23 protein-coding genes and 1 other annotated feature are annotated in these 24,872 nt (G+C 43.0%); of the genes, 17 read left to right on the plus strand and 6 right to left on the minus strand.

Annotated elements, in window-relative coordinates; translation table 11 throughout:
• The first annotated feature begins 162 nt into the window (after positions 1-162).
• The gene (locus FFM78_RS01275) at positions 163-849 is read left to right on the plus strand and encodes a response regulator transcription factor (RefSeq protein WP_137636629.1); all 687 of its coding nucleotides are present in this window, start codon (positions 163-165) and stop codon (positions 847-849) included.
• The gene (locus FFM78_RS01280) at positions 849-2,423 is read left to right on the plus strand and encodes a sensor histidine kinase (RefSeq protein ID WP_137636630.1); all 1,575 of its coding nucleotides are present in this window, start codon (positions 849-851) and stop codon (positions 2,421-2,423) included. Before FFM78_RS01275 ends, FFM78_RS01280 begins: the two co-directional genes overlap by 1 nt.
• 47 nt (positions 2,424-2,470) lie before the next feature.
• Here FFM78_RS01280 and yidC read toward each other — a convergent pair whose 3' ends face one another.
• Both yidC and FFM78_RS01290 read right to left on the minus strand, forming a co-directional pair.
• Entirely contained in the window at positions 2,471-3,421 is a 951-nt protein-coding gene (gene yidC, locus FFM78_RS01285; RefSeq protein WP_137636631.1) for a membrane protein insertase YidC, read from the minus strand.
• Between the two features lie 173 nt (positions 3,422-3,594).
• Positions 3,595-3,870, minus strand: coding sequence for an acylphosphatase (locus FFM78_RS01290; protein WP_137636632.1), 276 nt, complete (start codon positions 3,868-3,870; stop codon positions 3,595-3,597).
• Positions 3,871-4,054: 184 nt separating this feature from the next.
• Between FFM78_RS01290 and FFM78_RS01295 the strand changes: the two genes are divergently transcribed.
• Together FFM78_RS01295 and FFM78_RS01300 are read left to right on the plus strand one after the other, a co-directional pair.
• Positions 4,055-4,810, plus strand: coding sequence for a TrmH family RNA methyltransferase (locus FFM78_RS01295; protein WP_137636633.1), 756 nt, complete (start codon positions 4,055-4,057; stop codon positions 4,808-4,810).
• A gap of 150 nt (positions 4,811-4,960) precedes the next feature.
• Positions 4,961-5,476: an HD domain-containing protein gene (locus FFM78_RS01300; protein WP_137636634.1), complete on the plus strand. Its 516-nt coding sequence runs from the start codon at positions 4,961-4,963 to the stop codon at positions 5,474-5,476.
• Between the two features lie 103 nt (positions 5,477-5,579).
• Here FFM78_RS01300 and FFM78_RS01305 read toward each other — a convergent pair whose 3' ends face one another.
• Positions 5,580-6,050 carry a universal stress protein gene (locus tag FFM78_RS01305; RefSeq protein WP_137636635.1) on the minus strand — a complete coding sequence of 157 codons (471 nt, stop codon included), beginning with the start codon at positions 6,048-6,050 and terminating at the stop codon, positions 5,580-5,582.
• 260 nt (positions 6,051-6,310) lie between these two features.
• Between FFM78_RS01305 and FFM78_RS01310 the strand changes: the two genes are divergently transcribed.
• The 9 genes from FFM78_RS01310 to FFM78_RS01350 all read left to right on the plus strand — a co-directional run bounded on the left by FFM78_RS01310 (position 6,311) and on the right by FFM78_RS01350 (position 16,140).
• Positions 6,311-6,679, plus strand: a complete 369-nt coding sequence (locus tag FFM78_RS01310) for a winged helix-turn-helix transcriptional regulator (RefSeq protein WP_137636636.1) — start codon at positions 6,311-6,313, stop codon at positions 6,677-6,679.
• Positions 6,680-6,717: 38 nt separating this feature from the next.
• Positions 6,718-6,934, plus strand: a binding site (T-box leader).
• 164 nt (positions 6,935-7,098) lie between these two features.
• Positions 7,099-8,139 carry a phenylalanine--tRNA ligase subunit alpha gene (pheS, locus tag FFM78_RS01315; RefSeq protein WP_137636637.1) on the plus strand — a complete coding sequence of 347 codons (1,041 nt, stop codon included), beginning with the start codon at positions 7,099-7,101 and terminating at the stop codon, positions 8,137-8,139.
• Between the two features lie 75 nt (positions 8,140-8,214).
• Positions 8,215-10,629 (plus strand): phenylalanine--tRNA ligase subunit beta, encoded by a 2,415-nt coding sequence (pheT, locus tag FFM78_RS01320; RefSeq protein ID WP_137636638.1) that lies wholly within the window; start codon positions 8,215-8,217, stop codon positions 10,627-10,629.
• Between the two features lie 188 nt (positions 10,630-10,817).
• On the plus strand, positions 10,818-11,996 hold the full coding sequence (gene mltG / locus FFM78_RS01325; RefSeq protein ID WP_137636639.1) for an endolytic transglycosylase MltG: 1,179 nt from the start codon (positions 10,818-10,820) through the stop codon (positions 11,994-11,996).
• A gap of 63 nt (positions 11,997-12,059) precedes the next feature.
• The gene (udk, locus tag FFM78_RS01330) at positions 12,060-12,704 is read left to right on the plus strand and encodes a uridine kinase (RefSeq protein ID WP_137636640.1); all 645 of its coding nucleotides are present in this window, start codon (positions 12,060-12,062) and stop codon (positions 12,702-12,704) included.
• 138 nt (positions 12,705-12,842) lie between these two features.
• Positions 12,843-13,319, plus strand: coding sequence for a transcription elongation factor GreA (greA, locus tag FFM78_RS01335; RefSeq protein ID WP_137636641.1), 477 nt, complete (start codon positions 12,843-12,845; stop codon positions 13,317-13,319).
• Positions 13,320-13,643: 324 nt separating this feature from the next.
• Entirely contained in the window at positions 13,644-14,384 is a 741-nt protein-coding gene (liaF, locus tag FFM78_RS01340; RefSeq protein ID WP_137636642.1) for a cell wall-active antibiotics response protein LiaF, read from the plus strand.
• Positions 14,381-15,454: a sensor histidine kinase gene (locus tag FFM78_RS01345; RefSeq protein ID WP_137636643.1), complete on the plus strand. Its 1,074-nt coding sequence runs from the start codon at positions 14,381-14,383 to the stop codon at positions 15,452-15,454. The genes liaF and FFM78_RS01345 overlap by 4 nt, the downstream gene beginning before the upstream one ends.
• A gap of 53 nt (positions 15,455-15,507) precedes the next feature.
• Positions 15,508-16,140 (plus strand): response regulator, encoded by a 633-nt coding sequence (locus tag FFM78_RS01350; RefSeq protein WP_137636644.1) that lies wholly within the window; start codon positions 15,508-15,510, stop codon positions 16,138-16,140.
• Positions 16,141-16,199: 59 nt separating this feature from the next.
• On the opposite strand, the gene FFM78_RS01355 is transcribed toward FFM78_RS01350, so the two are convergent.
• Positions 16,200-18,857, minus strand: a complete 2,658-nt coding sequence (locus tag FFM78_RS01355; RefSeq protein WP_223876976.1) for a YfhO family protein — start codon at positions 18,855-18,857, stop codon at positions 16,200-16,202.
• 351 nt (positions 18,858-19,208) lie between these two features.
• On the opposite strand from FFM78_RS01355, the gene FFM78_RS01360 reads away from it, so the two are divergent.
• Both FFM78_RS01360 and FFM78_RS01365 read left to right on the plus strand, forming a co-directional pair.
• Entirely contained in the window at positions 19,209-21,374 is a 2,166-nt protein-coding gene (locus FFM78_RS01360; RefSeq protein WP_137636645.1) for a peptidoglycan D,D-transpeptidase FtsI family protein, read from the plus strand.
• 87 nt (positions 21,375-21,461) lie between these two features.
• The gene (locus FFM78_RS01365; protein WP_137636646.1) at positions 21,462-22,448 is read left to right on the plus strand and encodes a nucleoid-associated protein; all 987 of its coding nucleotides are present in this window, start codon (positions 21,462-21,464) and stop codon (positions 22,446-22,448) included.
• A gap of 84 nt (positions 22,449-22,532) precedes the next feature.
• Here FFM78_RS01365 and FFM78_RS01370 read toward each other — a convergent pair whose 3' ends face one another.
• Complete coding sequence (locus tag FFM78_RS01370) at positions 22,533-23,174, minus strand: L,D-transpeptidase (RefSeq protein WP_137636647.1); 642 nt, start codon at positions 23,172-23,174, stop codon at positions 22,533-22,535.
• A gap of 254 nt (positions 23,175-23,428) precedes the next feature.
• A complete protein-coding gene (locus FFM78_RS01375) occupies positions 23,429-23,749 on the minus strand; it encodes a DMT family transporter (protein WP_137636732.1) in 321 nt (106 codons plus the stop codon).
• Positions 23,750-24,036: 287 nt separating this feature from the next.
• On the opposite strand from FFM78_RS01375, the gene rpmG reads away from it, so the two are divergent.
• Positions 24,037-24,186, plus strand: a complete 150-nt coding sequence (gene rpmG / locus FFM78_RS01380) for a 50S ribosomal protein L33 (RefSeq protein ID WP_010011044.1) — start codon at positions 24,037-24,039, stop codon at positions 24,184-24,186.
• Positions 24,187-24,331: 145 nt separating this feature from the next.
• Entirely contained in the window at positions 24,332-24,871 is a 540-nt protein-coding gene (locus FFM78_RS01385) for a 5-formyltetrahydrofolate cyclo-ligase (RefSeq protein WP_137636648.1), read from the plus strand.
• Position 24,872: the final 1 nt, after the last annotated feature.

Here is a 24,872-nt window from a genome sequence, read left to right on the forward strand (position 1 = left end):
TATGAGATTTTGCTAAAAGCGCTGATCGAAGTCAGTAGTAGCTTTTTCGGCTAAAGAATGGTAAAATACTTAGCTGTATGAGTATGCTTATCAGCAAGCTTTAAGTGTAAATATAATAAAGTGAGAAATAAATAACGTTTTTTCAAGGAGTTGTCAAACTGGATGAGTAAAGTTCTAATTATTGAAGATGAAAAAAATCTAGCCCGCTTCGTTGAACTTGAACTGAAACATGAGGGCTATGAAACAACGGTTCATTACAATGGCCGAACTGGGTTAGATGCGGCGCTAAATAATGACTGGGATGCCATTTTACTTGATTTAATGTTGCCTGAATTAAATGGTTTAGAAGTTTGCCGGCGTGTGCGTCAGGTCAAAAACACACCGATCATTATGATGACTGCGCGTGATTCGGTGATTGATCGTGTTTCGGGTCTTGATCATGGGGCTGACGACTACATTGTTAAACCTTTTGCTATTGAGGAATTACTAGCGCGGCTACGGGCATTATTGCGGCGTATCGACATCGAAGGCGAACAGAATAACGCTAAGCAAACCACGGTTTCGTATCGTGACCTACAGATTGAAAAGGAAAATCGCGTGGTTAAGCGCGGTAGTGAAACTATCGATCTGACAAAACGTGAATATGAGTTATTGCTGACTTTAATGGAGAATGTGAATGTTGTTTTAGGTCGGGATGTGCTCTTAAATAAAGTTTGGGGTTACGAAAGTGAAGTTGAGACCAACGTAGTCGATGTTTATATTCGTTATTTGCGTAATAAGATCGATCGTAAAGGCGAAGAAAGCTATATTCAAACGGTACGTGGTACTGGGTACGTGATGCGCTCGTGATGACAAGCCAAGACAGTGATTCTAATCAAGTAAAGCGGGCTCGACGCTTCTCCCTTAAGTGGAAGTGGGCGTTGGGTGCCGCTTTTGGTATATTCATTGTGTTTGCTATTTTTGCTATCCTACTGTTTAGTCGTTTTACGGCGATCATGATGGGTCAAGAAGAAACGAATTTACAGGATACCATGACCCTAGTAGTTGAACGCTTGAATAATCAATCGAATACCTTGACGCATAAAACGGTATTACCTTATTTACGTCCGGATTTGGCTACCGCTTCAGATGCGGTACCGCAAAGTGACGCTAACGCCAAAAACAACATTTATACGGATTCGATCATAGTTAAATTAGCGCGCGAAGACGTCACGGTTAGTATTTATAATCCGCAAGGCAAGGTTGTTTTCGCGTCGCGGAATATCCCTAATAAATTTAAACGCACGAATATGGTTAAAATTTCCCGAGAAAAAGTGGGCACGCAGGATGGCTTTATTGGTCGGCGCCCAATTCGTTCGCGGACAAGCGGTCGTATTATTGGCTATGCCCAGGTGACTAGTCAATTAGGAACATTACGTAAGGATCAGCATCAATTATTGATTGCTTTTTATATTTTAGGGGCATTTGCATTTCTGATCAGTGGTTTGATCGGTTACTTGTTGGCGGTTTACTTCTTAAAGCCGTTGAAGGCAATGACGGAAACCATTGATATTATCAACCAGGAACCGCAATCAGTGGAACGAATTGCTGACAGCCCGCGCAACGATGAATTAGCTGATCTGACCCATTTATTTAACGATATGCTGGATCGGATGCAACGTTATATTGAACAACAGGAAGAGTTTGTGGAAGACGTTTCCCATGAACTACGAACGCCAGTGGCGATCATTGAAGGCCACATGCAAATGTTGAACCGGTGGGGTAAGGATGACCCAGAGATCTTAAGTGAGTCGATCAGTGCTTCGCTACAAGAAATTACGCGAATGAAAAGTTTGGTTCAAGAAATGTTAGATCTTTCGCGAGCTGAACAAGTAGACGTTCACTATCCCAACGCCTTGACTGATGCCAAAGAAGTTGCCAATCAGGTATTCGGTAACTTTAAATTGATCCATCCTGAGTTCACCTTCATTTTGGATGATGATTTGAAGGCACCGACGATCATTAAAATTTATCGTGATCATTTTGAACAGATCTTGATTATTTTAATGGATAATGCCGTTAAATATTCACAAAAGCGTCAGGAAGTTCATTTGTCAATTTCGCGGAATGAACGCAGTGTTGAGATTGCCGTTCAGGATTTCGGTGAAGGTATTGCCCCAGAAAACATTGAGCGGGTGTTTAATCGCTTTTATCGTGTAGATAAAGCACGCAGTCGTGATAAAGGTGGTAACGGGCTGGGCTTATCAATCGCCCAGCATTTAGTTGAGAGTTACCACGGCGATATTCGCGTGGAAAGTGTTTTAGGTAGTGGCACGATTTTTCGGATCACGTTCCCAATCGTTAAAACATTAGCACCAGGGGAATCATTACTGGATCTAGAAAATAAAACGGGTAATTCATCAGTACCACCGAGCCGTAATTAAAAAGCATTTGGCACTTCAACTAGTTTGAGGTGACAAATGCTTTTTGTTTATTTATGGTGTTGTTGTTTTCCAGCATTACGATTACGGCCATGGTTTGGTGTAGCCGGCGCTGCCGTAACGACTTTTGGTTTCGGCTTTGGTGCTGGTGCCGGGGTCGGTTTGGCCACGGGCTTCGGTGGATTCTTCTTAAGATCCGCTGCTACCTGCGCTTTGATCCGCGGCATATAGTAGAAATTGGTGATCAGTGTTTGGAAAATAGCTAAGATCCCACCGGCGAAGAAATACAGACCTAAGCCGGCCGGTGAAACTAAAGCAATGAAGAAGGTCATCACAGGACTCATCATCATCATTGTTTTCATTTGTTTCTTTTGACTTTCAGGTAAACCGACTAGGGATAGGTAACCTTGGGCAACGTAAGTCAAGCCCGCCAAAACCGCGACTACAACGTTAGTTTGGCCTAAACTAATGCCTAGGAAGGTACTCTTGAAGATTGCCGGACTATATTGAATTGCCATATACAGTGCGGAGAAGACCGGTAACTGGATCAATAGCGGTAAACAGCCGATCCCGCCGGTCATGCTGACCCCATTTTCCTTCATGGTCGCCATCAATTCCTGACTAAGTGCCGATTTTTCTTCAGGCGTTGTGGCAGCGGCCTGACGCTTCTGAATATCGTCTAACTGCGGTTTGATCGCTTCACGGCGGTGTTGCTGCGTTAAGGTGCTCTTAGACTGACTGAGCATTAACGGCAGTAAAACCAAGCGGACAATCAAGGTGATCAACAGAATGGCCCAACCATAATCAGGTGGATTGCCGAATAATTTGGCCATCCAAGTGATCAGATGTTGCATCGGGAGACCAAGAAAATGATAAATGGGACCGTAAAGGAAGCCAGTTGGTGGCTGTCTATGTGTTTGGGTGTTGGTACAAGCAGACATTAATAAGGTTAATACCGTAAAAAGTCCACCATAACCGAGCAGACGTTTTGTTCGCTTCATGTTTTGGATTTAGTTCCTTTCTACTCCACAAAATAGGTAGCTTACTAAGCAAAATACGCTAAGTAAACCTGATTCGCTGGTGCTGCGCCTAGTAGCCAGACTTGATAGGCGCAATGAGTGCAATAAAGTCTTCTACTACTATACTTTAAGCTAAGTTTTTTTTCAATCAGACTTTAGTAGGTGACGGAAAAATCAGTGTAATCTTTGGTGGTGCCCATTTCAGTTAAATCGATCCGGGTTACTTTGGCGTAAGGTGAAGGCCCCTTTTTTAATGATTGAATGAAGTTGACCACCGCGTGATCGCTACCTTGCGCCTCAATATAAACGGTACCGTCTAATAGGTTACGCACGATTCCTTTAACGCCGACTTTGTCGGCTAGCATTTTAGTGGTGTAACGGAAACCAACGCCTTGAACGCGGCCAAAAACGATTAAACTAACACGGCGCATGCTATCCCTCCTTGAAATTATTTCATAATTCATTATAAGGAATTTAGGCCGTAGTCGCCAGTCTTCTACTTAAATTGGGGTGGTCGGCAAGGCTTACCTTACTGGTAGTGGGGTATGCTATACTATGGATTAATAATTCACAATTAAAATTTGTCATTTAATATTAGGTTGAAGGAGATACAGTATGACGTTAATTACTAGTTCTAAAAATGAATTGATAAAATCTTTGCGTAAGTTAACGCGCAAAAAAAATCGTGAAGAGCAGCAGCGTTATTTGTTAGAGGGTGTGCATTTAGTTCGCGAAGCAATCAAGGCTCAGCAAAAACTGATCATGTTATTGGCGACCACAGATTTTCAACAGGTCGATTGGTTACCTACTGACGTACCCACCTATTGGTTAACCCCTGAAGTGGCACAGGCGTTGGGCACAACGGTGACTACGCAAGGTATTTTTGCGGTATTACCGTTACCAGTTACAACTGTGCCACAAACTTATACCGGTACGTGGTTATTGCTTGATGGTGTGCAGGATCCTGGTAATATCGGTACTATGGTGCGTACTGCCGACGCCGCTGGCTTATCGGGGGTCGTTTTAGGCCAAGGAAGTGCTGACTTGTACAGCGCTAAGGTTTTACGGTCGATGCAGGGTAGTCATTTACATATTCCAATTTATCAAGGGGAACTAACCACTTGGTTACAGGCTTTTAAAGCCGCACAAGTCCCAATTTTTGGTAGCGAATTGAATCCTGCGGCAGTCGCTTTTCATCAAATACCTGCACAAAAGAATTTTGCTTTGATCATGGGCAATGAGGGCAATGGCATGCAAGCGGCTTTATTGGCGCAGACCGATCAGAACTTATATATCCCCATTCAAGGACGCGCGGAATCCCTTAATGTCGCTATTGCGGCGGGAATATTACTGTTTCAACTCAAAGATTAAGAATAGATTACGTTCGGTGTAAAATTATGGCTAAGTTGAAAAAAATAAGGTATGCTAAGCCGTGAAAGTTGAAAAGCTTTTTAATGATTATTTAGTCTGTCGTTTAGGCCCAGCGCTTAGTTGATTTTATATGAGAAAGGCAGTCGTTGAATGACCAAAAAACTTAACTGGCAAGATGATCAAGCTTATGTTAATGAAATTGCTGACTTACTGGCAACTGATGCGGTACAACGTTTAGCTAATTACACGCAGCATCATTTTTCTAATCGTTTGGAGCACTCGTTGAATGTTTCTTATCGTAGTTATTTAATTGCTAAGAAGTTACATTTAGATACCCGGGCAACCGCACGCGGTGGTTTATTGCATGATCTATTCTATTATGATTGGCGTACCACCAAATTTGATATGGGTACTCATGCCTATGTTCACCCGCGGATCGCATTGCGCAACGCTGAAAAAATAACTGAATTATCTAAAAAAGAAAAAGACATTATTATCAAGCACATGTGGGGAGCAACAATTGCGCCACCACGCTATATGGAAAGTATGATCGTGTCCTTAGTCGATGATTATTGCGCTATTGATGAATACGCGGTACCCGAATTACAAAAATCTAGTCACAGCTTAAAACAACGAATGTTAAAACTAACTACTAAAGGTAATTAATTAAAAAAGATTATGGCGCATTGAATTGCGGCATAATCTTTTTTGTTGAGAGTGTAGGCGGCAACGGTTTTAATTAGGTTGCCGCCGTTTTATGAACTTTGTTTTAGAAAATTGGACGGTTATCTAGGTCGGTGCGAATCGTAAGCACATCAGTTGTGGCGTTGCGGGTCACGTAATCAGTGACGGAACCTGTCAAGGTACGTGTCAAAGCATTTTTACCCGTAGCTGCTAAAATAATCAAGTCAACTTGATGATTGCGTTTAAATTCATAGGCGATAATTTTTTTCGGATTACCGAAGCGAATATGAATGTCACAATCCGTTACCCCAAGTTGCGCGGCTTCTTGTTTTAAGACCTGTAGATAAGTTTTAGTTTGCGCAAAAATCTTTTGTGTGAAGTCATCATTATCCGGGACTGGGCGAAAATCATAGTTTTTATTCCAAATATCCAATACATTCAGTAACAATAAGTGGCCTTGATTGAGTTTAGCGATTCGGATCGCTTTTGCGAAAGCCTGTTGCGCTTGGGCCGAACCGTCAACGGCAACTAAAATATGACGATAATTTTGTAGCATCCATATATCCCTCCCAGCTTGTGCTTGTTAACTTAACCAGCACTTAGTACAAGCATAATTAAGCTACTTTTAGTATAACATTTTTCTGAAAAGGAGTGAAAATTATCGCCTACTGGGTAGCTTTTAGTTAATTAGTGGTTGACTAAAATATTAGCTGCAAAAGTATCATAGCTGGGTCAGTGTAGTTTACTATATAAAAATAAGCCACCGATTGGACTTACCCGAAGTAAGTGTGCTAAACTATCTGCGAGGTGAGAGCTATGACAGAAAAAGCGGTGGTTGACTGTCAAACAAGACAATTTCAATTATGTCCAAAATTTCAGAAAACATTTACGATTTTAGGTAAAAAGTGGAACGGTTTGATCGTTGATGTTTTGCTAGAAGAAGGAACGCAACGCTTTAAAGATTTGGCGCAAAAAGTGCCTAAGTGTTCTGATCGGGTCCTCGTCGAGCGGCTAAAAGAATTAGAGCAAGAAGGAATCGTTGAACGACGGACTTATGCCGATTCTGCTTTGATCGAATATGCATTGACGGAACAAGGCCAAGACTTGAAACAGGTCATGGATGCGGTTCATGGTTGGGCCGACACTTGGTTAGATGCTACCGAATGCGCACAGGAATTAGCCTAAGCTATTGACGAAAACGCCGGTTATGTTAAAATATACCAAGAAAGACGTTGAGGGAAAATAGTACGTGTTAGGGCCAGCATAGAAAATCGTTTATTAGCTGCAAAAACGGTCACGATCTAGCACTGAATTCACTTCCGGAGTCGACTTTGGGCGTAAATACAAAAAAAGTTCCGGCACAGTCCGTTACCCTGTCTGAGTGTATAAGTATTTATTTGCTTATGAACTAGGGTGGTAACGCGATGCCTCGTCCCTTGATTTTTGGGACGGGGCTTTTTTATACCCATTTTTGTAAAAAGCAGTTGTCAAGGTGGTGTCATGTTTTAATTTGGTGTACCAACCGTTATTGCATGGCCGGCGTCTGTAACCGCAAATATTTTTGTAAAAATTGGCCGCTTAAAGTGGCGTAGAGGAGCCTGATCATGAGTAGTTTGCAAGAAAAATTGAGTGCGTTGCAAAAGCAAGGTATCGAAGAGATCAAAAAAAGTGACGATTTAAAGCAATTGAATAATATTCGGGTCAACTTGTTAGGTAAAAAAGGTCCGATCACCGAAGTTTTACGGGGAATGCGTGACCTGACGAAGGAAGAACGCCCTGCAGTCGGTAGTTTTGCCAATAAGGTTCGGGATGCGTTGACTGACTCAATTGAAACCCGTAAGCAGGCCTTGGAGGCCGCTAAAATTGAGCATCAGCTAGCCCAAGAAAAATTAGATGTTACGCTGCCAGGAACACCGATTCAGCAGGGAACACATCATGTGATCATGCAGACCGTAGAAACTTTGGAAGCTGTTTTCTTGGGAATGGGTTTCAAGGTCGTTCTTGGTTATGAGGTTGAAGAAGAAAAGTATAATTTTGAAAAGTTAAATATGCCGAAGGATCATCCCGCTCGCGATATGCAGGATACATTCTACATCAATCAAGATATTTTAATGCGGACGCATATGTCACCGGATGAAGCACGGACTTTGGAACAGCATGACTTCAGTACTGGCCCGATGAAAATGATCGGTCCTGGCCGAGTTTATCGGCGTGATACCGATGATGCAACGCATTCTCACCAATTCTTTCAAATGGAAGGCCAATACATCGGCGAACAAGTAACGATGGCAGATTTAAAGGGGACTTTATCTTTTGCAATTCGCCAGTTTTTTGGTGCGGAACGCAAAATTCGTTTCCGCCCCAGCTATTTTCCTTTTACTGAACCTTCCGTTGAGGTGGATATTTCCTGCTTCAAATGTAATGGTGCTGGCTGTGATGTTTGTAAACATTCAGGCTGGATCGAAGTGTTAGGCGCAGGAATGACTCACCCGAATGTTTTAAAAGCTGCTGGAGTTGATCCGGTTAAATATGGCGGTTTTGCTTTTGGTTTGGGCATCGATCGTTTTGCTATGTTGAAATACGGGATCGACGATATTCGCCAATTCTACCAAAACGACATTCGTTTCCTCAGTCAATTCAACTAGGGTGGGCTTTTTCGCTATCCCTAAGTCATTGTAAAAACTGACAAATCTGCTTAGCTTGAGAAAGGAATTTAACGCATGAAAATTTCGTATAATTGGTTAAAAGAATATGTTGATCTAAATATGTCCGCTGAAGAGTTGGCTAATAAGGTGACCTTAACGGGTATTGAAGTTGATAGTGTGATCCACCCAGCTGCTGGTTTGAAAAAGATTGTGGTAGGTTATGTGGAAGCGACCAAACCCCACCCGGACTCCGACCATTTACAGTTGTGTCAAGTTCAAATTAGCGCTGACGAAACGGTTCAAATCGTTTGCGGTGCACCTAATGTGGCGGCTGGTCAAAAAGTGATCGTGGCCTTGCCTGGTTCGCGGATCGCTAATAATGAGAAAATTAAAAAAGGTAAGTTGCGTGGTGAGATCTCCAACGGCATGATTTGTGCCTTACAAGAAATCGGATTTAGCGATGATGTGACCCCTCAAGCTTATGCTGATGGTATTTATGTTTTACCGGCGACCGCTGAAGTTGGTCAACCGGTTTATGGCTATTTAGGCATGGATGATGCCATTTTAGATTTAGAGATCACGCCTAATCGCGCGGATGCGCTTAGCATGCGCGGTGTGGCGCATGAAGTTGCTGCTATTTATGGGGAACAAGTTCATTTTCCAGCAGTTAAATTGGCAGAAGCAACTAAACCAGCCAGCACTGTTTTACAGGTCAAAGTCGATGATGTTCAGGACGCACCAAGCTATAATTTACGGGTGATCGAAAACGTGACGATCAAGCCTAGTCCATTGTGGTTACAACGACGCTTGTGGAATGCCGGTGTGCGGCCGATCAATAATGTGGTCGACATTACTAATTTGATCATGATCGACCACGGTCAACCGTTACATGCTTTTGATTACGATCAAATCGGTGGGCAAACAATTGAAGTTCGGCGGGCACAAGCCGGTGAGAAACTAACCACGTTAGACGGCAATGATCATGACTTAACACCAGATGATATTGTGATCGCCAATGATACAACGGCCTTGAATCTAGCCGGTGTTATGGGCGGCTTAGGTTCAGAGATCACTAATAAAACAACAACGGTGATCTTAGAGGCTGCCGTTTTTGAGCCAACGCATATCCGAAAAACTGCCCAACGTTTCAACCTTCGCAGTGAAGCCTCATCTCGTTTTGAAAAAGGGGTCAATAGGACTGATGTGCTAACGGCATTGGATCATGCTGCAAGTTTGATCGCTGATCTAGCCGACGCAACTGTTCTAGCTGGGCGTTTAGCCCCAACGGCGATCACGCCTGAAAATGTGACGGTCACAGTGTCCACTAAACGGATCAATCAAGTTCTAGGTACGACGATCACTACGGCTGAGGTCAAGGCCATTTTTGAACGGTTAGGGTTCGGCGTTACTGAGGCTGCCGGCGTGTTCACAGTTAGTGTACCGCCACGGCGTTGGGACATCGCCATTGAAGCCGATTTGATCGAAGAAGTTGCGCGTCTTTATGGCTATGATCGTTTACCTGAAACCTTAACGGCCAGTGCGTCAACGCCAGGTTTATTAACCCCACGGCAAAAATTGATTCGCCGGTTGGCAAGTAATTTGGAGGCCAACGGTTTAAGTCAAGCGTTAAGTTATGCGTTGACCACTGCGGATAAGGCAGCCGCCTTTAAGTTAAAGGCCAGCCAGCCCACAAGTGTTGATTGGCCGATGACGGTCGACCACGCAACTTTACGCATGAATTTGATCAGCGGCTTGTTGGATGATCTAGCCTATAACGCTGCTCGTAAGCAGCAAAATGTTGCTTTATATGAACAAGGACGGGTTTTCTTAAAGCAGCATGCGACGACCGTACGGCCCCATGAATTAGAATATTTGGCGGGGGCGATCACTGGTGATTGGCAACTTGGCGCGTGGAATCAACCTGCACAACCAATTGATTTTTATCAATTAAAGGGGATCGTGGTGTCAGTTTTAGCCGAATTCCATTTAACGACGGCGCCGGAGTTTGTTGCGACTGCCCGGCATCAAGATATGCATCCCGGGCGCACGGCGGATATTTTAGTTGGTAACCAAATCGTTGGTTTCTTAGGCCAAATCCATCCACGAATTGGCAAACAATATCGGCTACCGGCAACTTATGTCTTCCAATTAGATCTAGAACAGTTATTGGCTTTAGAGGCACAGCTGGTTGTTTATACCCCGGTTGCCCGCTATCCGGCCATTACCCGGGATGTTGCATTGGTGGTCGACGAAACGGTGACCAACGCGGCACTGGAAGCGACGATTTTGGCGCACGGTGGCGCTTATTTGACTGACGTACACTTATTCGATCTGTATGCAGGTCGGCATATTGATGCCGGTAAGAAGTCATTAGCCTACACGTTAACCTATCAAAATCCGGCTGCTACCTTAACTGATGCTGAGGTTACGACGGCTTTTGACAAGGTGATCGCAGTGTTAGAAACTGAACATGGTGCAACGATTCGCTAATTCACAACGAAGGCTCCTTAATAATTTAGCGATTTTCTTAACTTTATTAAGGGGCGGGTGCATTTAACGGAATTTTTTTGTATAATGTGTAAGGCATTGTACAAGCATTATGCGGTCAAGTTTGTTTGCGCGGAAAGCACAGCCAGCAACTTATCACGCTTGTATTAGTAAATAAGGGAGGTTTTGCTTTGGCTAATCGTGGCGGTAATCAGCCTGACCATCAAAGTAAAGATAAACAGCAGCTCGAAGCAGACGCAGAAAAGTTGGCGGAAGAGCGGGTCGCTGAGAAAAAAGTTGTCGATAAAATTGTTTATTGGATCGTTGGTATTTTAGTATTGTTGATCGTTATTATTGGGTTAGTTGGCTTTAATTATGTTCATTCATCATTACAACCCTATGATCGCGATAATAATAAAACGGTCGTCGTTAAAATTCCAATTGGTGCGACTAACAAGCAAATTGGGGCTATTTTAGCGAATGAAAAAGTTATTAAAAGTGCGATGATCTTTAATTATTACGTTAAATCGCATAATTTTTCGGAATTTCAAACTGGATTTTATAATTTGAAGCCGTCGATGTCCTTGGCAGAAGTCACTAAAAAGCTAGCGGATGGTGGCAGCCAAAATAGTAAGTATCGCGTTCTAATCAAAGAAGGGGCTACAACCGAACAGGTCGGTAGCGCAGTTGCCAAAGCAACGCATTTTTCAAAGAAACAGTTCTTAGCGTTAATGAAAGATCAAACGTTTATGCGCCATTTAGCTAAGAAATATCCGAAGTTGTTAAGTTCATCGATGGCGCAAAGCGGTGTTCGTTACCACTTAGAAGGCTACTTATATCCAGCAACTTATGACTATTATCAAGGGATGAGCCTGAAAGAACTTGTCACTAATATGGTTGAAAAAACTGATTTGGTGATGCAGGCGTATTACAAGCAGATCAATGCTAAAGATCTGACGGTACAAAAAGTGTTGACCTTGGCTTCCTTAGTTGAACGTGAAGGTAATAATTCAACGGATCGGGCTAAAATTGCCGGTGTCTTCTTTAACCGTATTGATGCAAGTATGCCGCTGCAATCCGATATTTCGGTTATGTACGCCTTAAATACGCATAAAAAGCATTTGTATAATAAAGATCTAGCGGTTAAGTCACCCTATAATCTGTATAAGAATAAAGGTTATGGACCGGGGCCATTTAATAATCCCAGTAAAGATTCGATTCAGGCCGTTTTGAATCCTACTAAGCGGTCGCAAGATTATCTTTACTTTGTTGCTGATTTGAAGACTGGTAAAGTTTATTATTCACAAACCTTTGAACAGCACACCAGTACCAATAGTACGATCCAAAGTACTAACGGGAACAATAATTAGGCTTAAAACAGTCAGGAATATTCTTGGCTGTTTTTTGCAGTATTGAGTAGGAGGAGAGCAACCATGACGAAAGCTCAGCCAGCTAAACCGATCGTGATCGGCGTTACCGGTGGTACGGCCTCAGGTAAGACGACGGTTTCCCACGCGATTTTTGATCATTTCGCGGATAATTCGGTGTTGTTGCTGGAACAAGATGCCTATTATAATGATCAGTCAGAAATGACGATGGCACAACGGCGCGCGGTCAATTATGACCATCCCTTGGCCTTTGATACTAAACGTCTGATCGCGGATCTTAAAAAGTTACTGGCCTATCAACCAATTGAAAAGCCAGTTTATGATTATAAATTATTTAATCGCAGTAAGGAAACGATTTTACAAAAGCCGAAGGACGTTATTATTCTTGAAGGCGTGTTGATTTTAGATGACCCGCGCTTACGGGATTTAATGGACATTAAAGTTTTTGTGGATACTGATGATGATGTGCGGGTGATTCGGCGAATCGAGCGGGACATGAAAGAACGTGGCCGTAGTTTAGATAGTGTGATCACCCAGTATTTAACCACGGTCAAGCCGATGTACCACCAGTTTGTTGAGCCGACCAAACGCTATGCCGATCTAATCGTGCCTGAAGGTGGCGAAAATCAAGTCGCTATTGACCTATTAGTTACTAAGGTACGTTCGATCCTAACACAGCGCGGCAAATAATTTTTGCGTAAGTTATTTACAAGTTTTAAAACGCGTGGTACGCTAGTTGGCGTAAAAAAATTTGGCAGTAGCCAAATCCATTAGGGAGACAATCAGGATCATAGTTGATGGTACCTGATCATTGAGGAGGAAATAAGCATGGCAGAACAAGAATTTCAAATGACTGCAGAAGGTAAAAAAAAGCTAGAAGCAGAATTAGAAGACTTAAAAGTAAATAAACGTCCGGAAATCGTTGAACGAATCAAAATTGCGCGTGGTTTCGGTGATTTGTCAGAAAATTCCGAATATGAATCTGCTAAGGATGAACAAAGCTTCGTTGAAGGACGGATCGCGACCATTGAGAACCAACTTCACTATGCGGTTGTGATCGACAATAAAGCAATTGCCGCGAATGAAGTTTCTGTTGGTAAAACCGTTTCCTTCGTTGAAGTCGGTGACGATGATGAAGAAAGTTATACCATTGTGGGGGCTGCTGAGTCGGATCCTTTTGCCGGTAAGATCAGTAATGATTCACCGATCGCCAAGGCTTTGATCGGCCAACATACAGGTGATACGGTGACGATCGCAACCCCAGGTGGTGAAATGCAAGTTAAGATCACTAAGGTAACGGACTAAATTAAGCTATTTATTTTTGGTGCATTTACAGCTTAGCGGAAAATTAGTTTAAGGAACGGATTTTAGCAAGTATGGAAACCTCTATTGAATTTGATTTCAATGGAAGTTTCCTTTTTGTTTTAGAAAATTCAGTCTAAAGGCTGATTAGATCTGCGACTTAAGCAAAACGTCAAAAAAATGATTTCCGTGTATACTAAGTTCAGGTCATCAAAATGGTTAGTCGAACTGTTGTCCGTAAATTAAGCAAAAATTAACGCCTGTGATCCTAAAATTGCAAACAAGTCAAGTTAGGGCGTTATTCTGTATCATAAAGGAGGGTACGCATTGCGACGAATTGGTTCTTGGCGTATATTTTTTATTATTGAAGCCATTCTATTGATCACTTTAGGTTGGCAAATTTTTTCTCACGTACCTTCGTTAGTCTTTTTAGTACTAGGCGCATTGAGTTTACATTTGGCCATTAAAAGTAAACAACGGCGTTTTTTAACCAGCTTTTTTTGGCTATTTGGGGTTTTATCGGTGGCGATCACATTATTGACCAACCCGACCATTTGGTTGATGCTGATCGTTGGTATTTTCTTTGCCTTAGCTCAAGGTTATAATTGGCACGATCAGCGACCTTATTTTAATTGGTTGCCGTGGAATAAAAAGGCCTTTCATGCCGTAAAAACCTGTGATCCGCAGGAGCATGCCGGCGAAAATAACCGGACGAACTGGTTTGGTAACCAAACGATCGGCAATGATGTTTTTGAATGGAATGATATTAATTTAGTTTTAGTCGCTGGTGATACGATCGTGGATCTTGGCAATACCTTGCTACCTAAGGCCGATAATACGATCGTGATCCGCAAAGGTGTTGGTCGTACCCGAATCCTGGTTCCCATTGGGACCGCAGTTATGCTGGATCACACTGCACTAGTCGGCAGTGTGACTTTCAATAATAAACAATATAAAATGAGTAACACCGCGTTAAAACTCTATAGTCAAGATTACGATGAAAATGATCGGCGGATCAAGCTGTTGACCAATGTACTCATTGGGGATTTAGAGGTGATCTTCGTATGAGTAAACGTGCTCAAGGTTTCCTGTTTGCGATAACAAGTCTGTTATCGTTTATTTTGCTGAATGCACTCTTTTTTTCGTATTTTTACGCAGTCGATCAATCTGATTGGTTGATCACTTTGTTTACCGCCCAATTGATGTACCTGCCGATCTACGTTTATTTGATCGTTGGTTCTTTGCTGACCGGGGGCGTGATCACCATGATCTGCTTTTTACTGGTGCGGCAACAAATGCGGCCAGTTGAATCAAAATTAGCGCTACTAGGTACTGGTCAGTATGAAGCTGATATTTTCAAAAAACCGGCTTCAGAAACTACCTTTGATCTTGACGCCAGCGTGGAAAAACTACGGCAAAAAATGATCAGTTTGCAGCAAGAAATTCAAACTTACAGTGAACGCCCCCAACTAGTCGATGGCGCGAACAAGGAAGAAATTTTGACTCAGGAGCGGCACCGGCTGGCCCGTGAATTACATGATTCAGTGAGTCAACAGTTATTTGCGGCCATGATGATGCTGTCAGCGTTGAATGAGATCGCCGGTAATCCGGACAAAGCCGCCCAACTGAATAAACAATTAAAACTGGTGGAGACTATTATTAATGAAGCGCAGTCCGAGATGCGTGCGTTGCTGTTACATTTGCGGCCGATCAGCTTAGAGGGTAAGTCGTTACGGCAAGGGATCATTCAATTGTTGAAAGAATTAACGACTAAGATTCAGTTGAAAATCCAATGGGACATCAATGATGTGCAACTGACTAGCGGTGTGGAAGATAATTTATTCCGGATCGTGCAAGAGCTACTGTCAAATACATTACGCCATTCCCAAGCCAAGTCACTTGAAGTATACTTAAAACAAGTCGAACAAATGGTGGTGCTAAAAGTCGTTGACGATGGAGTTGGTTTTGATATGCAAAAAAGCAATCATGCCGGCAGCTACGGGCTAAATAATATTCGCGAACGAACGGCAAGTATCGGTGGTACCGCAAAAATTATTAGTTTTCCTAAGCAGGGCACTAGTGTTGAGATCCGGGTACCGTTAGTCCGCGCTGAAGAAACACTAAAAAACGGTCAATAAAAGGGTTCCAGTTTTTTGATAATTAACTTGGCAAAAAGAGGAAGTGGATTACGTTGATAAAAGTGTTATTGGTGGATGATCATGAGATGGTGCGGATCGGTGTGGCCAGCTATTTAGCTGTTCAAGATGATATTGAAGTGGTCGGTGAAGCCGAAAATGGTAAGGTTGGCTTTGAGAAAGCGTTGGAATTGCGGCCCGATGTGATCATGATGGATCTCGTCATGGACGTGATGGATGGGATTGAAGCGACGCAAAAAATCATGACTGCTTGGCCAGAAGCCCGGATTTTGATCGTCACCAGTTTTATCGACGATGAAAAGGTTTATCCAGCAATTGAAGCTGGCGCCAAAAGTTATATTTTAAAAACTTCGACGGCAGCAGAAATTGCCGATGCGATTCGAGCGACCAACAATGGCGAGTCTGTTTTGGAGCCTGAAGTGACTACCAAGATGATGCATCGCCTGACGCAACGACCTGAGCCCAATCTCTATGAGGATCTAACCAAACGGGAAACTGAAGTACTCAAATTAATTGCCAAAGGTAAAAGTAATCAAGAAATAGCTGATGATTTATTTATCACCTTAAAAACGGTTAAAACCCACGTTTCTAATATTCTTTCTAAGTTACAAGTGGAAGATCGCACCCAAGCTGCGATCTATGCCTTAAAGCATAAAATTGCGGATTAAAAAAGTTCGGCTGATGATCAATGCATTTTGATCAGTAGCCGAACTTTTTTGGTTGCAGATTAAAATAAATGGGTGCGTGCTTTACGGCGCCGGTGTCGGTAGTAGGCGTAGCCAAGATCAATGCCCAACGTGCTGGCGGTGATCAGTATGCCAAGATTGAGGTAAGGTGGCCAGTAACGTAGCGTCACGGTATGGCTTCCTTTATTTAAAGGGATGGCAATAAAGGTGTCTAGCGCAGTTTTTATTTTAACGGTTTTACCGTCGACGGTTGCACGCCAGCCGTCTGTTGCGGGAATCGTAGTCATCATTACTTGTTTGGCCTTAGCAATAGTAATATGCCCACTGAGATTAATATTTTGATTCTTAGTTAGTTTCCATGGTGAAGCCTGCAACTGGCGAATACCGGCACTAAAGGCCGCTGTATGGAAATGATTAAGTTGAAAATTCTGGAGCCAAACTTCATTTTGGTTCAAAGTGATCGTTAGCTTAAGCGGTTTATTTTTTTGTGCCGCGGCCAAGTCGACGATCACGGTGTCGCGGAATGTATCGTATTGTTGCAGGGCCTTACCGTTAACGCTAAAGCTGACAGCCTTACTATTCAGATTTGAACCAATACTTAAATAATAGGGATCGTTAGTTGGTGGTGTAAACGTGTAAGTAATGGTTGCCGGCTTATTCTTTTTGATTTTGCGGTAAGTCTGTGTCAGTGGCGCCTTGCGTTGCTTAACGTTACTGTACGTGACGGTATTAAACAGTTCTGGTGTAAAAAGGGCTGTGTAATTAGTCGTACCTACAAGCGCATTGAACACATTGGACTGGTAAACTGTGGGATAACTGGTGTTGGTGTTGGCCTTCAGTATTTTAGCAGATGCCGCAAAACCAAGATTCAGCGCGTACGGATTTTTGTAGATCTTGATTTGTTTTGTTTGTTTAGTTTGGTTGTAATAACTGAGATCAGGTTTATCGGTTAGCGGGGGCAATAACGGATTGTTATTGCGGCTTGGCGATTCGATCCAGCTGGAGTTACGCGCTAAGTAATATTTCATGCCTAGAAAGGCATCGCTAAACAACGTTCCGTTGGCATAGGCAATGAAACCATCACCGGCCGGCTGCCCGATTGCACCCATAAAGTTAGGGATCCGCGATTCAAAGGTGGAACTGAAATGGGAAGCACTATTATAGCCGGCTTCCATGGAATCATTTTTGGTGCGCATAAATGTTTTTTCTAAGCGGTAAAAATCAGTGTTGCGAGTTCCTTGCTTCACCTTATTGACGGCCTTAACTAAATCGGCTGTGTAGTCAGCATAATCGGCCTGATTCACATAACTGATTTGATTCAGGCTTAGAATTGCGTTGGCGCCCATTTCCACCACCACCAAGGCCAAGATGGTAAAGGGTAGTAGCGGTGAGGGCGTTGCCTTAAAGGCCAATAAAACAAGCGCTAAACCAGTAAAAAGCAGACTTAGTTTGACTGCGGTTTGATTGAGGTAATTAAAAGATTTCAAGTTAGTCCAAACGTAATAAAAACTGGCGGCAAACAGGCCAACTAAAACGATCCCGGCGGGCAGTTGCAAGCGGGGCAAATGTTGTAGGCTAATGGCGGCGAGCCACACAAACCAGAAGCAAACCACAAAGGAAAAGCGGTAAGGGTACCAAATTGGAAACTGCATAGCGTGCCACAAAAGATCTAATGGCTCGAAACACAAGGATAACAGTAAAATGGCGGTGACTATGGCCGCAGCGATCCGTTCCCGCCAGCGCAAACTTTTCAAACCAAAGTACAATAAAAAGCCGCTTAAAACGATGGAGCCAACAAAAATATTGGGGAAGCCGGTTGGCATTTGATCGAAATTAAAGGCACCAACGATCAATTTAGATAGCATTTTTAACGGGGCATATTCAAACTTCCAATGAACCGTAGTCACAGTGTATTGCGCTTTACTTTGGGTCAATGAATAGAAAGTTGGCAGTAGCACAATGGCTGCTGCGGCCACGCCTAGCAGCGAGCCTAGCACAAATTTACCGAAGACCTGGGCAGTTTGACGCCAACTAGTAAAGTGTCGGGCCAGCGCCCATAAAATATATAGCGCTAAGAATAAACAGATCATGTAACTCATATAGTAGTTAATGATCAAGGCCGCCGCTAGAATTAGGCTATAGCGTAAGTAGCTAGCACCAGTAAAGAGACGTTCCACGGCTAAAACAATCAGCGGGAGTAAAACGACAGCATCTAACCAGATCAAATTCAGTTGATTGGCGACCATCCAACCCATTAACGCGTAGCTGGTGGCCAAAGCCGGGATATAGAGTCCCTTAGCGGTAGCCGTTTTTTTTAATAGCCAACCGAAACTTAAGCCGGCACAGCCGTATTTCATCAAGGTGATCAGCATGATTCCAGCAGTCAGCCATTTACCTGGGGTTAACAATAAGATCAAATTAAAGGGACTGAATAGATAGTAAGCCCAAACACCGAACATATCGCCGCCGATGGCCTTGCTAAAAGAATACAGGATCTGACTCGGATGATGCAGTAAGGTATCACGATAAAACGCAAAAAAATCAATGTATTGTTGGCCTAGATCCACGGTCAGCAAGCTACTGTGACCAAACGGAAACATTTGGCGGGCCGCAAAGTAGCCGCCCATTAATAAAAATGGCAGCCAAAAACTGAGTAGCAGTGGATAGTGTCGTTTGGTAAAACTTATCAGTCGTGTCAATCTTTCCACCTCAACATTTTCTTCTATGCTTAAAAGCATAAGTGAACCAGCGGTCAGCTGCAAGTTTTTTCGCCGTTTCTTAAGTTAGGTTTAGAAAATAGACTGCCGATAATTAAGTTAATCTTAGGTTTTGTGCGCTTTAAAATCATTTGGCGATATGCTAGTATTAATAAGAGTTGCGCAAGGTCACGGGACGTGAAATAATAGCGGTGACCTGTTGATAAGCAGATAAGTTAAGTTAAAAGTAATTGCTATTTTAATCGTTTGAAAGTAGCGCTGGGTTTCAACGTAACGCTTTTTATTGTGAGTTGAACCGGTGACCTTAATTGTGAAGTAGAGGAGAAATCGGTAGTGAAATTTTTGCGAAAAAAATCTAATCGACCAGCTAAAAATCAGTCGAGTATTCCTTTTCGACTGAATTTTTTGTTATTCATCGTTTTTATCTTATTTGCGGCTTTGATCGCTCAATTAGGTTATTTGCAGATTCTATACGGTTCTAAATTTGAAGCTGAAGTTGAGAAAACCGATAAAACAACGGTGAGCAGCACAGTTCCGCGGGGCATGATCTATGATTCGAATGGTCGGGTAATGGTCGGCAATAAAGCAAATAACGCGATCAGTTACACCAAGGACGCCAACGTTTTGTCTACGGATATTTATAAAATCGCCAATCGTTTGGCGGGTTATATCAGCGTTGATGTTAATCAGCTAACTCACCGGGATAAGGTTGATTTTTATTTGGCCAACGCCCAGAATTTGAAGCGGGTGTACAATAGCTTACCGCACAGCCAAAAAGTTGATGCCAACGGCGATTCAGTTGGTGAAAAGGTACTTTATAAGCGGGAAATGGCTGCCGTTAAGGCCAGTGATCTGAAATTTACTAAAAAGCAACGGCAGGCTGCCCAGATCTTCAAGACGATGAGTGGTGCGTATCAATTATCGACCGTTTATGTTAAGAATAGTGGTGTGAGTGAAGCCGAAGTTGCTAAGGTCAGTGAGCATTTAACGGAATTACCGGGTGTTAATATTGCGTCAGACTGGGAACGTTCTTATCCAAATGGCGATTCCATGCGCAGTATTTTTGGGAGTGTTTCTTCCGAAAAATCCGGGCTGCCAAGTGATAAGTTAGATGAATATCTGACCCAAGGTTATTCGCGTAATGACCGGGTCGGCACTAGTTATTTGGAAGAGCAGTATGAAGACGTGCTGAAGGGCACCAAGGCCAAGACCCAAGTGACCATGAATGCAAGTAATAAAGTGACCAGCAGTAAGAAACTTTATTCTGGTAAACAAGGGGGTAACTTAGTTTTAACGATCAACTCCAAGTACCAAAAGCAAGTTGAAGCCACATTAAAGAGCGTGTTCAGTTCTGCTAAGTCAGCAGGGATGACCCAGTATTCAAATGGTGCTTACGCCGTGGCCATGAATCCGAAAACCGGGGCCGTTTTAGCAATGGCTGGCTTAGGCTATAATCCAAAAACTGGTAAAACTTCTGATGATGCACTAGGCGTGATCAACCAAACTTTCACCATGGGCTCGGTTGTCAAAGGGGCAACGGTGCTTGGTGGAATGATGGATGGTGTGATCACACCAACTAATAATACGTTATCGGATACGCCGTTATATTTCTCTGGTGGTTTAGTTAAAAAGGCGGTTTATTCGGCCGGTACGTATACATCGTTAGATGCGCAACAGGCTTTGGAAGTGTCGTCAAATATTTATATGATGCGTTTGGCCATGAAAGAAGGCAACGCGAAATATGAGGCAAATCAGTATTTTAGTGTGAATAAGTCGATTTTTGCCAAGGAACGGGGATACTTCAATCAATTCGGTCTTGGGGTAAAAACCGGGATCGACTTACCTGGTGAAGTGTCTGGTTATACGGGCCCAACAACCGATGTGGTTAAGTCGCTTGATTTAGCCTACGGGAATTTCGATCAGTATACCGTTATGCAATTAGGTCAATATGTATCCACGATCGCTAACAATGGGTACCGAATGAAGCCTTACTTGGTGCAATCAATTCGCAGCACTAATAGTAAGGATGGTAGCTTGGGCAGTACAGAATCGACCACAACGCCAACCGTTTTGAATAAAATCGGGGCCACGCAGGCGGAGATCAACGTGGTTAAAGAAGGTTTTTATAACGTGACTCATGGTAGCATGGCTTGGGGGACTGCCCATAGTTTGAAGAACTTTACGCCAGCTATTGCCGGTAAAACCGGGACCGCGCAAACCTTCTATTATGATTCGTCGAATCCTAATAATGCTAATCCGCCAGAAACTTTGACTTCTAGCTTTGTTGGTTATGCGCCGGCAAGTAATCCAACGATCGCAGTGGCAGTCGTTTTCCCTAATATTTCGACTAACGCTGACAGTTCGCATTATAATACGCAGGTCGCCCAAGAAATGTTCAGTAATTATTTCAAGGACAATGGCGTGAAGACGTCTAGCGGTACTAGCACGACAACAACTTCAACCACAACCACGTCAACATCGACAAGTACAACGAATTAGTCATAAAATAAAGTCGCAACCGGTTTAAAACTTGGTTGCGGCTTTATTAATTGGAGCAGACTTAATTAAATCAATAGGAGTTTATTCATGCAAATTAATCAAGCAATTTTACACATTGTTGATCCGGCCACGGCGACTGCTTATTACTCAGAACAAATCTTAGATTTAAGTGAAGCTGGAGTTGGACAATATATCGAACAGCTATGTACTCGTTTTTTACGCCGGGATAATCAAAATGGTACCTTACCAGTGGAAAACCCTGTACGGCAATTATGTCAATCTACAACTGATTTTATTGTTGGCAGTCAGCAGCTGGCGCATCGTTTCTTTGATTTCACGTTACCGCATAGCGAGATTGTCAGTGGCGATTTATTGATCGCACAATTAACGGTTGATGAGCACGATTACTGGGCGATTTTGAAGCTTAATCAACGTCAGAATTTTATTCACTATTTGAATTATGCTGACCAGGCGGTGGCCAATCAAATCGTTTTAAATCAGGCCGTGTTGCCGGCAAGCGGGCAGACGATCACCGAAGGAGTAATGATCGCCGCGGAAAGCGGTCAGTATTTTCTGGCGGATAAGGCCTATGCGATTGACGGCGAAAAACGGTCGTACGTGGCCAGTGATTTTCTGCAGGTCGCTGCGGCGCCGACATTGACCACAAGCGTTAAGCAAGTCCGGCAGGCGGTGGCAACCGTGGCCGAAAAATATAATCAAGATCCTGTGACCACGACTGCTGATCTTAAGCAGGCGGTTTACGAAAGCTTAAGCGAAAATAATACGCTAGACATTGATTATGTGAGTGACCAAGTTTTCAAAGCAAATCCGGCGGCGCAGCAGGAGTTTGATCAGCAGGTCGCCCAAGCACAGGTTCCGCGACGTAAAGCAGATCTGACGCATAAGTTTGAAACTAAGGTCAGTAAGCAAAAATTCAAATTAGATAACGGTATCGAGTTGATCGTCCCGGTTGATATTTATCAAAATTCTGATTTGATCGAATTTGTGAATAATCCGGATGGTACGATCTCTGTTTTGCTGAAAAATATTAACACGATCCAGAATAAATTTTGAACATGCACCATTTACAGCGTTAAAAAAGCGCCGTTGAAAGTAGGTTTCGTTACTTTCAACGGCGCTTTAATTGTTTTTGTGTGGTTAAGATGCACGAATGACAACTTTAGTACCAAAGGGAATGTAGGTGTTGATCCATTTGGCATCCGCAATGGTTAAGCGCACACAACCATGGGAAGCCTTATGACCAAGCTTTTCGGCCTCAGCAACGTTATAGTTACCGCTGGCATCGGTGGGCACACTATGGAAAAGGTAGACACCATGGCCGGACCAAGATGTCCAATAGTTGGCTCCTTCGTTTAGTTTGTGATTAAAAAAGTGATCACCACGTTCAGCTTGAATACTGTACGTGCCGTTAGGAGTTGTATTATCCATCCCAGTTGAAGCATACATTGTGTAAAGAACTTGATTGCCATCCTTTACGTAGACCCGCTGTTTGCCTTGAGAAACGTCTAACCAGACATGCGGATGTTGCTTAAGATCTGGGTAAGCCTTTTTTTCAGAAGGCGCACGCCAATCAATGGTTTGCTTTTGTGTTTTGGTTGTAGGCGTCGCCGAAGATGAGGTTTTGGTCGAGCTGGCTACTTTAGATGAACTAGCTGTTGTTGTCGTTTGTGGCGCCATTGTTTGTTTGGCATTAACGATATGGCGATAACCGAGGCCTAATAAAATAACCGCCAAAATGACGATGATCGCTAACTGTTGCATCTTGATGAATCGCTTCATGAATTTATCGCTCCAATAACAAAGGTTCTAACTTAAGAACTATCATACCTGACTCTAATAGTGAACGCAAAGAAGCTGCGTAAAATTAATATTTCAATTTGATTGCAAAAATAATGCGTATCGTCAAAAAATTCTGCTGTTATGTCATAAAGGGTTAGTACGCGCTTACCAACTAACCGCAGTGAACGCTTTAGCCACCTTGATGCTAAAGCAATTGGCAGACAACGCAATTAAAATAATTGTGCGCTCGTTGCTCAAGCAGTACCAAAACCATCTAATAAAATAACCCCGGCCACGATCAAAACTAAGCCAATAATGCCGATCGCATTTAAAGGTTCATGCCAGAGATAAATCGAAATAACTGTGGTTAAGATCAACCCCAAACCCGCCCAGCTGGCATAGGCCAAATTCAGGGGCACCGTTTTGATCGATAAGGATAGAAAATAAAAACAAAAACCGTAGGCGATCAATGTACCTACCGTCGGTAACAGGTGACTAAAGCCAGCGGAAACTTTAAGTAAATTAGTTCCGATCAATTCACCAATAATTGCGATCCCCAAATAAACATAACCCAACATGGTGCATGCCTTCTCTCTACATCGATCTTAAAACACTTTGATTGAAGGTACAACCACAAACGGTTATTTTTCACTGATCAGTGACCAACAAGTTAATGGCGTTTAACGCAAAATTCTGGTAGAATAGCTTCTTGACGTTTCAAATAATTTAAATTTAGGCTGTAAAGCTAATTTACTTTACATTATTTGCCAAAAGGACTAGCCAGCGTTGGCAAAAAATGATAAACTAATACTCGTTTGAGACGAAGGTCGAAAAAAATATAAATATCAGGGAGGATTTCAATATGCGTGTCAACATTACGATGGAATGCACAGATTGTCATCATCGCAACTACTTAACTAGCAAGAATCGTCGTAACAATCCTGATCGGTTGGAATTAAATAAATATTGCCCAAACGAACGGAAAGTTACGTTACATCGCGAAACTAAGTAATACCGATTGCGCGTTTACTTAGCGTGTCTGGGTAAATGTGTGCATTAGCGCCATTACTCATTGAGTAGTGCGTCGCGTGCAAGTAAGTTCGGGCTAATCCCCGGGCTTATTTTTTTAGGAAGGCGATTGCGGGGAGTTGATTTAGATGGAAAAGAAAGCGTTACGGCAAATTTTGATCCAGAAAATGGCCCAATTGCCGACGAAAAACCAGGAAGAGCAGCAGTTGCAGCAAAAATTGTTGGCGTTACCGCAGTGGCAACAAGCAACAACGGTGGCTTTGACCATCAGCCAGGCTTTAGAAGTAGCGACACAGCCTTTAATCACACAGGCGTGGGCGGCTGAAAAGCAGGTTTATGTCCCTAAAGTCATGCCTAAACGGCAGTTGGCCTTTTTACCGTATACCAGCACAACGCCGTTAGTTAAAAGTAAATTTGGCTTGTATGAACCTGCTTATCAAGCTGATCTTGTGGTCACTAAATTTGATTTATTGTTGTTACCTGGGCTGGCTTTTACTGCCGCTGGGCAACGGTTAGGTTTTGGTGGCGGCTACTATGATCGCTTTTTGGCACAACATCCGCAAACAACTGTCAGTTTGGCCTTAACACCACAGTTTTATGTGACGGCAGACTGGCCAGTAGAACCCTTTGATATCACGGTAGATCAAGTTATTACCGTAAGTAGGTGAA

The sequence above is a fragment of the Loigolactobacillus binensis genome (assembly GCF_005405165.1).
Taxonomy (GTDB): Bacteria; Bacillota; Bacilli; order Lactobacillales; family Lactobacillaceae; genus Loigolactobacillus; species Loigolactobacillus binensis.

Bases quoted from the DNA above. Each gene is read 5' to 3' on its own strand.
- FFM78_RS01300 (WP_137636634.1), top strand. From the start codon at position 4,961: ATGACCAAAAAACTTAACTGGCAAGATGATCAAGCTTATGTTAATGAA.
- FFM78_RS01275 (WP_137636629.1), top strand. From the start codon at position 163: ATGAGTAAAGTTCTAATTATTGAAGATGAAAAAAATCTAGCCCGCTTC.
- yidC (WP_137636631.1), bottom strand. From the start codon at position 3,421: ATGAAGCGAACAAAACGTCTGCTCGGTTATGGTGGACTTTTTACGGTA.
- pheT (WP_137636638.1), top strand. From the start codon at position 8,215: ATGAAAATTTCGTATAATTGGTTAAAAGAATATGTTGATCTAAATATG.
- FFM78_RS01290 (WP_137636632.1), bottom strand. From the start codon at position 3,870: ATGCGCCGTGTTAGTTTAATCGTTTTTGGCCGCGTTCAAGGCGTTGGT.
- greA (WP_137636641.1), top strand. From the start codon at position 12,843: ATGGCAGAACAAGAATTTCAAATGACTGCAGAAGGTAAAAAAAAGCTA.
- FFM78_RS01345 (WP_137636643.1), top strand. From the start codon at position 14,381: ATGAGTAAACGTGCTCAAGGTTTCCTGTTTGCGATAACAAGTCTGTTA.
- FFM78_RS01305 (WP_137636635.1), bottom strand. From the start codon at position 6,050: ATGCTACAAAATTATCGTCATATTTTAGTTGCCGTTGACGGTTCGGCC.
- FFM78_RS01295 (WP_137636633.1), top strand. From the start codon at position 4,055: ATGACGTTAATTACTAGTTCTAAAAATGAATTGATAAAATCTTTGCGT.
- rpmG (WP_010011044.1), top strand. From the start codon at position 24,037: ATGCGTGTCAACATTACGATGGAATGCACAGATTGTCATCATCGCAAC.
- pheS (WP_137636637.1), top strand. From the start codon at position 7,099: ATGAGTAGTTTGCAAGAAAAATTGAGTGCGTTGCAAAAGCAAGGTATC.
- FFM78_RS01385 (WP_137636648.1), top strand. From the start codon at position 24,332: ATGGAAAAGAAAGCGTTACGGCAAATTTTGATCCAGAAAATGGCCCAA.
- FFM78_RS01310 (WP_137636636.1), top strand. From the start codon at position 6,311: ATGACAGAAAAAGCGGTGGTTGACTGTCAAACAAGACAATTTCAATTA.
- FFM78_RS01280 (WP_137636630.1), top strand. From the start codon at position 849: ATGACAAGCCAAGACAGTGATTCTAATCAAGTAAAGCGGGCTCGACGC.
- FFM78_RS01365 (WP_137636646.1), top strand. From the start codon at position 21,462: ATGCAAATTAATCAAGCAATTTTACACATTGTTGATCCGGCCACGGCG.
- FFM78_RS01370 (WP_137636647.1), bottom strand. From the start codon at position 23,174: ATGAAGCGATTCATCAAGATGCAACAGTTAGCGATCATCGTCATTTTG.
- udk (WP_137636640.1), top strand. From the start codon at position 12,060: ATGACGAAAGCTCAGCCAGCTAAACCGATCGTGATCGGCGTTACCGGT.